This is a genomic window from Actinocrispum wychmicini, from assembly GCF_004345645.1.
GTDB classification, from domain to species: domain Bacteria; phylum Actinomycetota; class Actinomycetes; order Mycobacteriales; family Pseudonocardiaceae; genus Kibdelosporangium; species Kibdelosporangium wychmicini.
This window is the reverse complement of record NZ_SLWS01000009.1, coordinates 17,793-32,711: the sequence shown is the minus strand read 5'-3', so window position 1 is coordinate 32,711 and position 14,919 is coordinate 17,793. Positions and strand designations below refer to the sequence as shown.

The 14,919-nt window shown below is 67.6% G+C and carries 7 protein-coding genes and 1 pseudogene; all 8 read left to right on the top strand.

Annotation, left to right across the window (positions count from 1 at the left end):
- The first annotated feature begins 449 nt into the window (after positions 1 to 449).
- The 8 genes and pseudogenes from EV192_RS35745 (at position 450) to EV192_RS35715 (ending at position 14,565) form a co-directional block, all read left to right on the top strand.
- Positions 450 to 2,111, top strand: a complete 1,662-nt coding sequence (locus tag EV192_RS35745; protein ID WP_132123052.1) for a condensation domain-containing protein — start codon at positions 450 to 452, stop codon at positions 2,109 to 2,111.
- A gap of 15 nt (positions 2,112 to 2,126) precedes the next feature.
- Positions 2,127 to 9,812 carry a non-ribosomal peptide synthetase gene (locus EV192_RS35740; RefSeq protein ID WP_132123051.1) on the top strand — a complete coding sequence of 2,562 codons (7,686 nt, stop codon included), beginning with the start codon at positions 2,127 to 2,129 and terminating at the stop codon, positions 9,810 to 9,812.
- Positions 9,813 to 9,816: 4 nt separating this feature from the next.
- Positions 9,817 to 11,034: a hypothetical protein gene (locus EV192_RS35735; RefSeq protein ID WP_132123050.1), complete on the top strand. Its 1,218-nt coding sequence runs from the start codon at positions 9,817 to 9,819 to the stop codon at positions 11,032 to 11,034.
- Between the two features lie 12 nt (positions 11,035 to 11,046).
- Positions 11,047 to 11,427 (top strand): nuclear transport factor 2 family protein, encoded by a 381-nt coding sequence (locus tag EV192_RS35730; RefSeq protein WP_132123049.1) that lies wholly within the window; start codon positions 11,047 to 11,049, stop codon positions 11,425 to 11,427.
- Positions 11,424 to 12,647: a M20 metallopeptidase family protein gene (locus EV192_RS35725; protein WP_243727293.1), complete on the top strand. Its 1,224-nt coding sequence runs from the start codon at positions 11,424 to 11,426 to the stop codon at positions 12,645 to 12,647. The genes EV192_RS35730 and EV192_RS35725 overlap by 4 nt, the downstream gene beginning before the upstream one ends.
- 234 nt (positions 12,648 to 12,881) lie before the next feature.
- Complete coding sequence (locus EV192_RS56310) at positions 12,882 to 13,145, top strand: helix-turn-helix domain-containing protein (protein WP_243727292.1); 264 nt, start codon at positions 12,882 to 12,884, stop codon at positions 13,143 to 13,145.
- Positions 13,061 to 13,274 (top strand): annotated as a pseudogene (locus tag EV192_RS56305) (transposase); the annotation flags it as partial. The gene EV192_RS56310 and the pseudogene EV192_RS56305, both read left to right, overlap by 85 nt.
- Before the next feature lie 406 nt (positions 13,275 to 13,680).
- On the top strand, positions 13,681 to 14,565 hold the full coding sequence (locus tag EV192_RS35715; RefSeq protein ID WP_207926418.1) for a methyltransferase domain-containing protein: 885 nt from the start codon (positions 13,681 to 13,683) through the stop codon (positions 14,563 to 14,565).
- Positions 14,566 to 14,919: the final 354 nt, after the last annotated feature.

Below are 14,919 nucleotides of genomic sequence, written 5' to 3'. Positions count from 1 at the left end.
CGGTCCATCCGCGGTCGTCGTCGCTGGTTGCCCGCCCGGCCCGGCAACCGTGCGCGGTGATCACCTTTGACTTGACAAACCTGAACCGCTATAGGTGACTCAGTCACGTGTAGTCGGGAGGTGCCGATGCCAGGGTGACTGCCAGCCGTTGATTGCGATCAACTCGCCAACTGGCGAAAGGGGATTTGGCGCTGAATCCAGCGTTGTGCGGGGCGGGGCGATGTGCCGCCACCGTCCGGCCAGGGGTGTGGCTATCAGGGCAATCGCTCTAGTTGATCAGGTTGCCGGCTAACTGACGTCTGTGTGTTCGGGTAGCGAATCCGCATTGCGGGCCCGAATGCGGGTTTGGCACGCCCGCATGGCGGGCGTTCAGCCAGACACGTCCCTCGCACGGTGTGCCCAGCCATGGGCACAAGTCGAATACCTAGGGGAGTACGGGGGATATCGGGGTGCGATTAGCCGGAGGTGCCACGGGCGCGGCCGCGCCCTGCACCGGCGACAGCGAGCAGCGGCCTGGGCCGATGACCGGCCGTTCCGTGGACGAGGTGGAGCGGCGGCTGGTCCGCCTGTGGGAGCTGGTGCTGGCGGTGGGCGCGATCGGTGTCACCGACGATTTCTTTCAGCTCGGAGCCGACTCGTTGATCGCCGCCACGCTCGCGGCGGACATCAGCCGTGAGTTCGGCGTCGACTGCTCGGCGAGGACGGTCATGACAGCGCGCACGATCCGGCAGGTCGCCGCCATCGTGCGTGCCGGCGCGGCCGTCAGCGGGCCCGTCGTGCCGCCAGCGCCGACCGCCGACCGTTATCCGCTGTCCCCGCAACAGCGTCAGCTCTACGTCGAGCAGTTTCGCAACGCGGAGGCCACGCACTACAACCTGCCACTGTCGCTTGACCTCGGCGAGCAGGTGGACGCCAGCCGATTGGCGGACGCGTTCCGTCGGGTGATCGCCCGACATGAGGCCCTCCGCACGGACTTCACGCTGCTGGACGGGACGCCGATGCAGCGAGTGCACCCCGAGGTGGAGTTCCGGCTGGAACGTGGCCGGTGGCCGGGCCCGGCGGTCGCGGACTTCGTCCGGCCGTTCGACCTCGGCCATGCCCCGTTGTTGCGCGCCGGCCTGTTCACCGACAGCGAGGGGCACGCTCGCCTGCTGGTGGACATCCACCACAGCATCGCCGACGGAACGTCCTTGGGGATACTGCTGTCCGAGGTCCAAGCGGCCTACCGAGGCTCGGCCCTACCTCCGATCCCGTTGCAGTACAAGGACTACGCGCATTGGCTCAGCTTCGGCGAAGGCAGGCGCTGGCAGGCCGGGCAACTGAGCCACTGGCTGGCGCAGTTCAGCACCGCGCCCGCGGTGCTGGATCTGCCCACCGATTTCCCTCGTCCCGCCGTTCCACAGCTGGCCGGTGCCGTCGTCGAGTTCACGGTCGACGAGGTGGCCACCGCGGGCTTGCGTCGGCTCGCCGCCGACCAGGGCGCGACGCTGTTCCACGTCCTGCTGGCCACCTACACGGTGATGCTGAGCGGGCCCACCGGCCAACCTGACATCACTGTCGGCACACCGGCCGCGGGACGAAGCCTGCCAGGGTTCGACAAAACGATCGGTATGTTCGTCAACACCCTGTGCCTGCGCAACGAGGTGCGGGAGGACCAGCCCTTCGCCGAACTCCTGCGTACGGTCCGGGACCGGACGCTGGTCGCCTTCGCCCACCAGGACGTTCCCTTCCCCGAGCTGGTGTCGCAGGTCCTGGCCGGCCGTCGTACGGCCAACCGAAACCCGCTGTTCGACACATTGCTGGCGCTGCACCGCGGCTCGCTGATCGACGGCGACTTCCTGGGGGCCAGCGTCGAACTGGCCGTCAGCATGCCGGACCATGCCATGTTCGACCTCAACATGCAGGTGTTCGAGGTCGGCTCGGCGCTGCGGGTGTTCTGGGGGTACCGCACGGCACTGTTCACCGAGGCCACCGTGCGCGGGCTGTTCGAGTCCTTCCTCGCCGTCGCCAGGGCAGCGCTCGCCGATCCCACCGCGCGCATCCGCGACCTGCGTACCGACCGTCACGGCACCGGCGCGGTCGCCAATCTCGACATCGACTTCGACTTCTGACCCGAGGACCGTCCCATGAACGCACCCACAAGCGTCGGACAGCTCAAGATCGCCGCGGGCCGGTGGCCGGATCAGGCGGCCTACTGGCGTGGCCACCTCGCCGGCATGGGCGAGCCCGGCTGCTTTCCCGTGGATTTGCCGGCGACGCCGGACAATCAGACAGGTGGCCGCCACAGGGTCGGCGAATCCCTGGACGCGGAGCTGCTTGTCCAGTTGCGGCGGCTGGGCAAGGGCCAATCTCAGTCGCAGCACGCGATTGCGACGGCTGTCCTGGTGGCCCTGCTGAACAGGTACACCGGACAAGGGGAGGTGGTGGTCGGCCAGCCGACCATGGCGGGCCGAGCCGAGGACAACGCTGAGCTTGTGCTGCGCTGCCAAGTCGACCGCGCTGACAGTTTTCGCGACCTGTTGCTACGTCTGCGCGATCTGGTCGTGGCGGCCAATGACCGAGCGGACTACCCGGTCCGGCTGCTCGTCGCGGAGCTGGGCCGCCCGCGCCTCTACGACACCGCGGTGGTCTGGCACGGTTTGCATGAGCCACGGTTCGCCGAGCAGACCGAGGCAGTCATGCTGTTCGTCTTCACCGAGACCGAGCAGGGCATCGGGTTGTCCGTCGACTACGACGCCAACCTCTTCACCGACGCGACCGCACAGCGCGTGCTCGGCCATTACCTGGCCCTGATGCGCCAACTGTTGGCCGATCCTGGCGACCCCATCGACGACGCGACGCTGGTGACCGCCGAGGACCAGCGGTTCATTGCCCAGGTCAACGAGACTGTTGTGGCGTATGACGATCGGACGCGGATCGAGCGGCGGCTGGCGGCGCGGGCCAAGACCACACCCGACGCGGTGGCGGTCGTCGCGGACGGTGTTCGGCTCACCTACGCCCAGCTGGACAGCTGGGTCAATCAACTGGCGTGGACCTTGCGTTCCCGTGGGGTCAGCCGCGACGACATCGTGGCTGTGGTGGCCGACCGGTCGCCGGAGATGTTGGTCGCCATCTATGCCGTTCTGCGGGCGGGTGGCGCGTACCTGCCCATCGACCCGGGCTATCCCCGCGACCGGGTCGATTACCTGCTCGTCGACAGCAAGGCGAGGCTTGTCCTTGCGCAGCGGCGATTCCTCGGCGAGCTGCCCATCACAGCCGACATCCTCGACCTGGACGACGAGGACACCTATGACAGCTCGACCGCTCCGCCGCCGCCACCGACCGGGGACAGCCGCGACCTCGCCTGCGTCATCTACACCTCTGGATCCACCGGCAATCCCAAGGGGGTGCTCGTCGAGCACCATTCGGTCATCAATCGGATCGACTGGATGCAGCGCGCGTATCCGATCAACCAGGACGATCTGATCTTGCAGAAGACACCCATCTCCTTCGACGTGTCGGTGTGGGAGTTGTTCTGGTGGGCGTTCCAGGGCGCCGCCGTCTGCCTGCTGCCGCCCGAGGGGCACAAGGACCCCGACGTGATCATCGACACCGTCCAGCGGTACGGCGTCACCACGATGCATTTCGTGCCGTCGATGCTGTCCGCGTTCCTCGGCTACGTCGAGGAGACGGAGTCGGCCGGCCGGCTGGCCGCACTGCGCCGGGTGTTCGCCAGCGGCGAGGCCCTCGGGCCGCACCATGTGCGGCAGCTCCAGCGACTGCTCAACGCCGAACTGGTCAACCTGTACGGGCCGACGGAGGCTACCGTCGACGTGTCGCACTACTCCTGCCGCCGACCCGAAGGACGTCGCCGGATCCCGATCGGCACGCCGATCGACAACATCCGCCTGTACATCCTCGATGATCGGCTCCGCGTCCAGCCGGTCGGTGTGCCTGGCGAGCTCTGTATCGCCGGGGCCGGCGTTGCCCGAGGTTACCTGCGCAGACCGCAGCTCACGGCGGAGAAGTTCGTCCGTCGCCCATTCGACGGCGAGGAGCGCGTCTACCGGACCGGTGACCTCGCGCGGTTGCTGCCCGATGGCACGTTCGAATATCTGGGCAGGCTCGACCATCAGGTCAAGATCCGCGGATTTCGGGTCGAGTTGGGCGAGGTGGAGGAGGGACTGCGCGCCCATCCGGCCGTCTCCGAGGCAGTGGTCGTCGCGCGGGACGGCAGTGCGGGCAAATACCTGTGCGGGTACGTCGTGGCTGGTGGCCAGGTCGGCGAGGAGGAGTTCCGCGGTCACCTCGCCGAGCGGCTGCCGGAGTTCATGGTGCCGGGCCGGATTGTCACGCTGCCCGAGTTGCCGCTGTCGCCGAACGGCAAGCTGGACCGCAAGGCCTTGCCGGAGCCGGCGGAGTTGGCTGTCGCGTGCGTGGCGGTGGAGGCGGTGGAGGCTGCCGTCGCCGCCTGCTGGCGGACGGTGTTGAACAGACCAACGGTCGGCCGTGAGGACGACTTCTTCGCGTTGGGCGGCGACTCGATCCTGGGCATTCGGCTGATCACGGCCCTGCACCAGGTGGGCTACGCGGTCAGCATGAACGACCTGTTGGCCCATCCCCGTCTCGCCGATCTGGCCACGGTGGTGCGGGATGTCCGGTCGCCGGCCGCCCTCGCCCTCGACCCTGCCATCAGCCCACAGGCGGGAGCGGCGCACTACAGCAAGCTTGGCGCGGACCAACGAGTAGTCGACCGAGGCCCGCTGGGTGGGGCACCACAGGGAGAGCTGGAGTCCGCCATCGCCGCCTGCTGGCGAGCGGTGCTGAACACAGCAGCGGTCGGCCGTGCGGACGACTTCTTCGCGTTGGGTGGCGACTCGATCCTGGGCATCCAACTGATCACGGCCCTGGGCGAAGCCGGCTATGTGATCAGCATCAAAGACCTGTTCGGCTATCCGCGCCTCGCCGATCTGGCCACGGTGGCCAGGGAGATCCAGCCGCAGAATCAGCCTGAGGGGCCCGTTCTCGACTCGTGGCCGGCGTCCGCCCTGCAGACGGGAATGATCTACCACAGCGGGCTCGACCCGGATGGCACGGCCTACCACGACATCTTCTGCTACGAGTTCGAGGTGTCGCGAGTGGACAGCGCGGCGCTGCTGGACGCTTGGCGGACACTCGCCGCACGGCATGTCATCCTGCGCAGCCGGTTCGACCTGGAGCGGTGGGACGAACTTCGGATGGTGGTCGAGCCCGACCCCGCGCCGAGTATGGGAGTGCTGGACTGCTCGGCCGAGGCGGATCCGCGGGCCGTGGCGCGGGACTGGGTCGAGCGGGAGAAGCGCGCCTCGATCGACCCTTGCGCGGGGCCGCCGTACCGGGTCCAGTTCTTCGTCGTCGGCCAGGATCGGGTGGTCCTCGGGTTCAGCTTCCATCATGCGATTCTGGACGGCTGGAGCGTCGCCACGATCATCGCCGAGTGGACCGACCGCTACAGCGACCTGTTGGCGGGCAAGACGGCCACCGACCGCGGCGCTGTCGACTCGGTCCAGCACCGACACGTGGAACTGGAGCGCCGCGCGTTGGCCGACTCCGACCAGGCGGACTTCTGGCAGCAGAAGCTGGCGGGCTGCGAACCGCTGCGGCTGCCGCGGCTCGTGCCCGGTGGCTCGGAGCGGGTGCGCACGGTCGCTGCCGCCGTCCGGTCGCTGGACGAGACCGTGGCCGAGGCCATGCGGGCGGCCGCGCGGGACTGGGCCGTCCCGTTGAAGAGCGTCTTCTTGGCGGCGCACCTGCGCGTGCTCGGCCTGATCGCCAACTCCACCGATGTCCTGACCGGACTGGTGGCCAACGGGAGGCCGGAAGTACCGGGGGCCGACCAGGCGGTCGGGATGTTCCTGAACAGCATCCCGCTTCGGGTCCAGCTGACCGAGGCTCAAACCTGGCGGGAGCTGGCGATCGCGTGCTTCCGTGCCGAGCAGGCCGTCCAGCCCTACCGCTGGTACCCGTTGGCCGCCATCGAGCGCCAACTGGGCGGGGGCTCGCTGTTCGAGGTGATCTTCAACTTCACCAATTTCCATGTCTACCAACGCAAGCAGGTCGGCGCCGCGGCCAGGCTGCGCGACGGCCAGTACTTCGAGCACACGGCCATCCCACTCGTGGTGCACGTGTCACGGACTTTCACCGGCGGCTGGGCGTACGGGTTCGTCTATGACGTCGACCGGTTCAGCGGCGAGCAGATCGACCGATACCTCGGGTACTACCTGAGCTGTTTCCAGGCGCTCACCGAGCACCCGACGGCCAGGTGGGCGGACACGGCGGTGCTGGCGTCGGCCGAGCTCGCCGAACTGCTGCCCCCGGTCGCCGCACCCGCCTACTTCGGTGAAACGCCGGATCTCGCCGAAGCGTTCCGCGGGATGGCGGTCGCGCATGCCGACCGGACAGCGGTGAGTTGCGAGAACCAGCGGTTGTCCTACCGGGAGCTGGACCAGCGGTCCGACCGGCTGGCCACGCACCTGGTCCAGCGGGGCGTGCGGCCAGGAGACCTGGTCGGGATCGCGCTCGACCGCGGTGTGGACATGGTCGAGGCCATCCTGGCCACCGTCAAGGCCGGTGCGGCCTATGTGCCCATCGATCCACGCTCTCCGCGGGAGCGGATCCGGTACATCGTCGAGGACTCGGCTCCCGCGCTGCTCATCGGCACACCCGAGGTGTGCGTGGACCTACCCGGCCAGCCCTGCCTGGTCGCGGTGGGCGACTGGCCGCCGGACGACGGCCACGGCCCAGCCACAGCGCACCGGCTCAGCGCGGAGTCTCCCGCGTATGTCATCTACACCTCCGGTTCCACCGGAAAACCGAAAGGCGTGCTGGTGGCCCATGGCAACGTGCAGCGGCTGTTCGCGGCGACAGCACCTTGGTTCGGGTTCACCGAGGACGACACCTGGAGCCTGTTCCACTCCTTCGCCTTCGACTTCTCGGTCTGGGAGATGTGGGGAGCACTGCTGCACGGCGGCCACCTGGTGATCGTCCCCTTCTGGACGGCCCGCTCGCCCAAGGACACCGTCGACCTGCTGATCACCGAGCGGGTGACCGTACTCAGCCTCACGCCGTCGGCGTTCGGCCAGATGAAGCGGCCGCTCATGGACCGCTGTGGGCCCGATGACGTGCCGTTCCGCGTTGTGGTCTTCGGTGGTGAGGCGCTGGACTTCGCCGGCCTTGCCGACTGGTTCGGCCATTTCGGCGATGAACGGCCGGCGATGGTGAACATGTACGGGATCACCGAGACGACCGTGCACGTGAGCTATCGGCCGGTCCGCGCGGCGGACGTCCGCTCGGCCGGCAGCATGATCGGCCAGCCCATTGCGGACCTGGGCGTCTATCTTCTGGACGCGCGGCTGAGGCCAGTGCCACTCGGCACCCCGGGCGAGATCGCCGTCACCGGCGCCGGGGTCGCCAACGGGTACCTCAACCGGCCGGACGAGACCGCGCGCCGCTTCGTCGAGCACGACCTGCACGGCGACGGGTGCCCGGTGCGCCTGTACCTGTCCGGTGACCTGGCCCGGCGCCTGCCCGGGGGAGACATCGAATACCTTGGCCGGACAGACGACCAGGTCAAGGTCCGGGGATTCCGGATCGAGCCCGCCGAGGTGGAGTTCGCGCTCAGTTCCCATCCGGCCGTGGACTCCAGCGTGGTTGTGGCCTTCACCCGGCGCGCGGGCGGCAAGGCACTGGTGGGCTACTACGTGGTGGTCGCGGGCCAGTCGGTGAGTCCCGTCGAGTTGCGCGAGCACCTCGGCGGTCTGCTGCCCGCCCACATGGTGCCCGCGCTGCTGATCAGCCTGGATCGCTGGCCACTGACCGGCAACGGCAAGATCGACCGAGGGCGGCTGCCCCACCCTGAGAGGTCGGGAGTCTCCGGCAGCGGCCACCAGTTACCGCGTAACGACATCGAGGAGGTGATGGCCGCCACTTGGCGCGAGGTGCTCGGCGCCGCGGCGGTGAGCATCGACGACACCTACTACGAGCTGGGCGGAGACTCGATTCTGGCCATCCGGCTGGTCGGAGCGCTGCGGCAGAACGGTGTCGCGGTGTCGGTGCCGGAGCTGATGCGGCATCAGACGATCCGTGCCCTGGCCGACAGCCTGCGCGGCCGCCCTGTCGGCGAGGTCGGCCAGGATCGCCCGACCGAGCCGTTCTCGCTGTTGACGGCAAAGGACCGAGCGAGGCTACCGGAGTCCACTGTAGACGCCTACCCGGCGACTCAACTCCAGCTTGGCATGATCTTCCACACCGAGCTGGACCCCCGCCAGGCGACCTTCCACGACGTGTTCAGCTTCCGCGTCAACCTCGCCTTCGACCAGGCTGTCCTGGCCAAGCTGCTGGGCGGTGTCCTGCGCCGCCACGAAGTGCTGCGGACCTCCTTCGCGCTGGTCGGCTACTCCACGCCGATGCAACTGGTGCACGCTGACGCGCCGCCCAACCTCACCGTCCATGACCTGTCGTATGTGGAGAGCGCCCTGCAGGAGGAGATTCTTGACGCGTGGTTCGAGGCGGAGAAGCAGACCACTTTCGTCTTCACCGCGCCGACCCAGATGCGATTCTTCGCGCACGTCCGAGGCCCAGCCTGCTTCAACCTGTCCGTCAGCTTCCATCACGCGATCATCGACGGATGGAGTGTCTCCCGGTTGATCGCCGGTCTCCTGGGTGACTATCACCAACTGATCCGTGGTCAGGAGCCGGCTGCCGAGGAGCCCACCGCACTGTCCTACCGGGACTACGTCAAGCTGGAGCTCGCCGCCCAACACGACACCCGTGCCCGCGACTACTGGACGGCGCATCTGGCCGGGGCCGCGCGCCTCACACTGCCTCGGATCCCGGACGCGGACGTTCGCCGCCGGTGGTCCGAGACAGACCTGGTCGTCGACGAGCGGACGTACCAGCGGCTCGCGGCGCTCGCCAAGGACCACAGAGTCCCGCTCAAGCTGCTCTGCCTTGCCACGCACTACCGGGCGCTGTCCCTGATCACCGGCGAACGGGACGTCACCACGGGTGTGTTCGGCCACGGTCGGCCAGAACACGTCGACGCCGACCGGATGGTCGGCCTGTTCCTCAACATCCTCCCTCGCAGGCAGCGAGTGACCGGCGACTGGCCCGAGCTGATCGCCGGGATAGCCCGGACCGAGCACGAGCACCTGGCCCACCGGCGCTTCGGCTACGCCTCGATCCAGCGCGCGGTCGGCGGCCGGCGCCTGGTGGAGAGCTGCGTCAACTTCGTCAACTTCGGAGCTTACCGGGATCGGTTGGGAAATGAGGGAAAGCACATCGTCGGCGATGTCCGCTGGTTCGAGCACGCAGACTTCGCGTTGCTGGTGTCGTTCGGCGTGGACATGTTCGCCGACCGGTTGCACGTCAGGTTCAACGCCGCGGCACAGGTGCTGGGACAACGGCCGCTGGCGGCGATCGCGGCGGTGTACCGGGAAGTGCTCGACGACCTGCTTGCGGGGCCGGAGTTCGCGGCTGGTCCACTGAGGACGGCTTGGCCACTGTGGGACGCTGCCGAACTCTCGGTGCTCCCCACCGGCATCGAGCCGGACCGGTTGCGGGAGTTGCTGTCCGAACACTACCGGGAGAGCATGGGCCGGGCGCCGGCGGACCGGGCGGAGCTGATGGGTTTCCAGCCGGATTCGCTGGCCGCGCTGCGGATCAGCCACGCGCTGCGAGCACAGCTGGGCGCCACGGTTCCACTGCGGGCGCTGCTCGGCTCACAACCCATGCGCGGCCTGCTCCACCTGGCAGAGGACGACCGCGCGGAGACCACGCCGAGTGAGAGGGACTGACCGCATGTTCAAGAACTTGGCCGCGATCCTGGTTGGCTCCCTGGGGTCGATCATCATGTGGCTGCTGGTGGTGCCCTACCTCGACACACTGGACTCATCGGACGGACTCGTCGGGTTTCTGGGCCTGGAGCGGCAGTTCTTCGGCCTCCTGGGCACCGTGGCGGTCGGGGTGTGGGTCGACCGGGGCAGGGTGACCGGCAAATTCGCGTTGTTGCAGGGCGCGCAGTTGGCGCTGGGCCTGGTCCTCCTGGTGGCGCTGCTGCTGTCGCCCCGGTTGCCCGCGGAGTTCATCTTGGTGTGGGCCGGGCTGCGGTGCATCCTTTTCGGCGCCTGCGCCGTGTTGTCGTTCCGGATGCTCTCGGATCTCACCGGATCACGCTCTCGGGGGGCTGTCTACTCCATGGTGACCTCCGCCCAGGGGGCCATGGTGTTCGCCTCGGTCATCTGTGTGCTGGTCCCGTTGTGGAGCCGGCAGCCGTTCACCGTGACCGTGGTCATCGACTGCGTCAGCTCCGCTTTGCTCACCGGTTTCCTCCTCCGGCGTGATCGCGGCGGTGAACGGGAGTCCGGTTCCCTGGCGTTCCGCTGGCGCGAGCTGGGCCGATCGATGCGGACGGCGATCCAGGTCTACTGGATCCCTCAGCTGCGGCCATGGAACTGGATCCAGCTGTGCTTCCTGGCCAGCCTGTCCGGGATGATGGTGTACGCGCACGCGATCGCCGTGGCGCAGCGACACATCCCCTCCGCCATCGCGTTCGCCTCGGCCTGGTTCTTCTACGGCCTGGCCTTCTGGGTCACCGCGCCGTTGCTGCGCGATCCCGGCGGGGCTCGGCGCTGGGCCGTGCGGTCCGCCGTCCTGCTGGTGGCGTGCGGAGTGCTGGCCGGCCTGGTCGGACGGTCCGACGTGGACGTCCACGCGGCGCTCTACGTGGTGTTGGCCTTCGTCAACGCGTACTGGATCCACTACTCCAATGTGCAGATCGCTGAGCGCGCGCCCGCGGAGACGCTCGGCCAGGTCCGCGCCAGCATGCTCGTCTACCTTGGCCTGGTGTTCGGGGTGGGGGAGCAGGTCATCGGCCTGGGGCTGGCGACAGGGGGCGGCATGTCGGTCGTCGGCTGGACGAGGGCGCTGGGTGGACTGATCCTGCTGTTGGGTGTGTTGTGGGTAGGCAAGCGCTCCTCGCTCAAGGACCAGTTCGTCCCAGCGGGAGCACCCGGCTGACGGAGGGAAGACATGCCGCCAGAGGACATCGTCGCGGGCCAGTTGGCCGCCTACAACCGGCGCGACCTCGAGCAGTTCCTGAGCTACTACGCGGATCCGGTTCGGCTGTGCTCGTTCCCTTCCGGCGAGGAGCTGGCTGACCTGTCCGGACCTGCCTTCCGGCCGCGATACCAGGCCCTGTTCGAGTCGAGCCCGAACCTGCGCGCCACCGTGAGCTCCCGGATCACCTTGGGCGACATCGTGATCGACGAGGAGCTGGTGACCGGCTTCATGGGGGACAGGACTATCCAGGCCGTCGCCATCTACCAGGTGGGACCGGACAAGATCGAACGAGTCTGGTTCGTCGACCGGGGACTGGCGGCACGAGACCAGCGACGTGAGGAACAACAGTGACGACCCTCGACCACTCAGTCGGAGCCCAGTTCGATGGCGTCCTTGACGCCGCGTTGGCGATGCAGCCGCAGACCGTCGCGCTGCGCCGCGAGATCCACCGTCACCCCGAAATCGGTCTTCGGCTGCCGGCCACCCAGGCGGCGATCCTGCGGGCTCTGTCCGGACTGCCGTTGGCCTTGCACACCGGTGACGGCCTGGACTCGGTGATCGCGGTCCTGGCGGGCGCGCGGCCGGGCCCGACCGTGTTGCTGCGGGCCGACATGGACGCCCTGCCGCTGTCGGAGAACACCGGCCTGGACTTCGCCTCCGAGGTCGACGGAGCGATGCACGCGTGCGGGCACGACACCCATGTCGCCATGCTGGCCTCGGCCGCGCGGATGCTGTGCCAGTTCCGCGACCGCCTGGCCGGGACAGTGGTGTTCATGTTCCAGCCGGGCGAGGAGCTCTACTTCGGTGCGAAGTACATGCTGGCGGAGGGCCTGCTGGAGGTGACGGGGCAGCGGCCGGTGCGAGCGCTGGCCCTCCACGTCGACCCGAACCACGTCAGTGGCCGGCTGCGCTGTCGGCCGGGCCCGATGCTGGCCTCCGCCGACGAGCTGCACGTGCGGATCACTGGCCAAAGCGGACACGCCGCGATGCCGCATCGCGCACTGGACCCAGTGCCGGCCGCCGCCGCGATCGTGGGGGCCCTGCAGACCATGGTGACCCGCCAGGTGAACGTGTTCGAGCCGGCCGTGGTGACCATCGCGCACATCCAGGCAGGCGCCACCAACACCAACATCATCCCGGAGACCGCGCAACTGAGCGGCACCATCCGCGCGTTGTCCGAGCACACTCGCGCCGAACTGCACCGGCAGATCCCGCAGGTCTGCGAGCATGCCGCGGCCATGCACGGCTGTACCGCGGAGGTGACGCTGAAGCTCGGCTACGGGGTGACCGTCAATGACGACGCTGTGACCAACGCGGTGCTGGCGGTGACCGATGCCGTGCTCGGGACCGGGCGGGGCGTGCTGGCCAAGGAGCCGCTCATGGTCACCGAGGACTGGTCCTATGTGCTCAACGAGGTGCCTGGCGCGATGGCCTTCCTCGGGGCGTGCCCGCCGGAGGTCGAGCCCGCCGACGCGGCCCCGGGGCACTCCAATCGGGTGGTGTTCGACGAGGCGGCGCTGTCCAGCGGGGTTGCGATCTACACCGCCTTCGCGCTGGACGCCCTCCGCTAGTGTCCTGAGTTGTTGATTCGTTGAGTATTTAGTGTGGGATCCAGTGATGGCGCGTTCTGGCTGCCCGAAGGCGGGGCTTGTTCTGTCCGATGTGGAGCACGACACGCTACTGCGGTGGAGTCGTCGCGCGAAGACATCACAGGCATTGGCGCTGCGATCGAAGATCGTGCTGGCCTGTGCGGAAGGCTTGAACAACAAGGAAGTCGCCGCCAGGCTGGGAATCTGGCCGCAGACATGTCCAAATGGCGAGCCCGGTTCGTCACCAACCGGCTGGAAGGTTTGTCCGACGAGCCACGACCGGGCGCGGCGCGCACGATCACCGACGAGCAGGTCGAAGCGGTGATCGTCACGACCCTGGAGGAGGATCCCACCGGCGGTGACCCGCACTGGTCGACCCGGTCCATGGCCAGCACCAGCGCCGCCACCGGCATCAGGAATTCCTCCGGTTCCTCAAGACCATCGACAAGAACACCCCCGCCGACCTGGACCTGCACCTGATCTGCGACAACGACGCCACCCACAAAACCCCCGCGATCAAGACCTGGCTCGCCGCCCACCCGCGGTTCCAGCTGCACTTCACTCCCACCAGCGGATCCTGGTTGAACCTCGTCGAACGCTGGTTCGGCGAACTGACCAACGCAAACTCCGCCGATCCGCCCACCGCGGCGTCAAAGAACTCGAGACCGACGTGGAAGCCTGGATCGAATCGTGGAACGAGGATCCGAAACCGTTCGTGTGGGCCCAAACCGCAGACGAGATCCTGGACAACCTCGCCAGCTACTGCACACGACTTAGTCAACTGACCAACGGCTCAGGACGCTAGCCCGAGTTTCCAACGATCACGGTGTTTCGGGACATGATCACATGAAGGCGTCATGTATCCGTTCTGGTGACATGCAGTGTCGGTGCTTGATTCGGTTGGCTTTGAAGTGTACGACCTAAACCTGGGGTGAGTCTGAGGGGGCAGGGTAAACCCGCGCCGCTGCGCGCTACTATGTCGCGGGCAACCAGGCGATCAAGGACGAGGTTCACGATGATCAAAGCGGTGCTGGCAACGCTGAAGTACCAAGGCTTGGGCGGCCTGATGACTGCCGTGCACGAGCGCGTCTTTCCGGCCCAGATGGCCTATTATGACACCGCCCGTCAACTCTTCCTCGACAAGATCGGCCTGGAGATCGGCGGACCGACCCGCTGGTTCAAGCGCGGCAACCTGATCCCCGTCTATCCCGACGCCGCCCGGATCGATAATTGCAACTTCAGCGCCCAGACGATCTGGGAAGGCTCGATTGTCGAGGGAGCCACGTTCCACTACGACGGTCAGCACGAACCCGGTGTCCAGTATGTCGCCGAGGCGACTGATCTGAACATGATCGCCGACGGGACCTACGACTTCGTGCTCTCCTCGCACGCCATCGAGCACACCGCCAACCCCGTCCAGGCCCTGTCGGAATGGAAGCGCGTGCTCAAGGACCAGGGGATGCTGGTGCTCGTCGCCCCGCACCTGGAGGGGACCTTCGACCGGAACCGCCCGGTCACCACGCTGGCGCACATGATCACGGACTTCGAGCAGAAGATGCCGGAGACCGACACCACGCATCTACCGGAGACCCTGGCGCTGCACGACATGTCTCGCGATCCCGGGTTCGGCAGCCGGGCCGCCTTCGAGGAGCGGTGCGCCAACAACCTGGCTCTCCGCGGCCTGCATCACCACGTCTTCGACACCGCGCTGCTGGTCGAACTGGTGGACCACATGGGCCTGCAGATCACCGCCGTGGGAGCGTTCCGCCCGTTCAACATTGTCGTCGTGGCGCGCAAACCGGCCGACGGCGAGGCGGTCTCCAACCGACACTTCCGCGGCCCGGACAGCACCTGGTCGAGCCCATTCTCGGCGGACCGGCGGGGCATGGCGGCGGAATAGTTTCCGAGATTCCCTGATCGAGTGTGAGTTTTCCGCTGGTGTGAGTGGGTTTTCTGGCTTGTCCGGGTGTATGACCTGACTACGGGGAGCCCACTGGTCCAACTCGAAGATCTGGGCGAGTTGGTGTTGGTCGGGGTCGTGTTCGGTCAGCATCCGGCGGGCTTTGGGGCGCCCTCCCGTGGCGGGATAGATCAGGATGGTCTCCTCGATATCGGCAAGGCGCTCCAGCAACGCACGAACGCTGAGGGGCAGGACATGCGCGGTGACACCGGGAAAGCGTTGCTCATCAACCTTGTCGCGCCTGGACTTGGGCAGTGCGAGCAGGTCGGGGTGGTCGCTGGGCGAGACCGACCC

Excerpts from the sequence above, each read along its gene's own strand:
- EV192_RS35730 (WP_132123049.1), top strand. The coding sequence starts at position 11,047 with ATGCCGCCAGAGGACATCGTCGCGGGCCAGTTGGCCGCCTACAACCGG.
- EV192_RS56310 (WP_243727292.1), top strand. The coding sequence starts at position 12,882 with ATGTCCAAATGGCGAGCCCGGTTCGTCACCAACCGGCTGGAAGGTTTG.
- EV192_RS35740 (WP_132123051.1), top strand. The coding sequence starts at position 2,127 with ATGAACGCACCCACAAGCGTCGGACAGCTCAAGATCGCCGCGGGCCGG.
- EV192_RS35735 (WP_132123050.1), top strand. The coding sequence starts at position 9,817 with ATGTTCAAGAACTTGGCCGCGATCCTGGTTGGCTCCCTGGGGTCGATC.
- EV192_RS35715 (WP_207926418.1), top strand. The coding sequence starts at position 13,681 with ATGATCAAAGCGGTGCTGGCAACGCTGAAGTACCAAGGCTTGGGCGGC.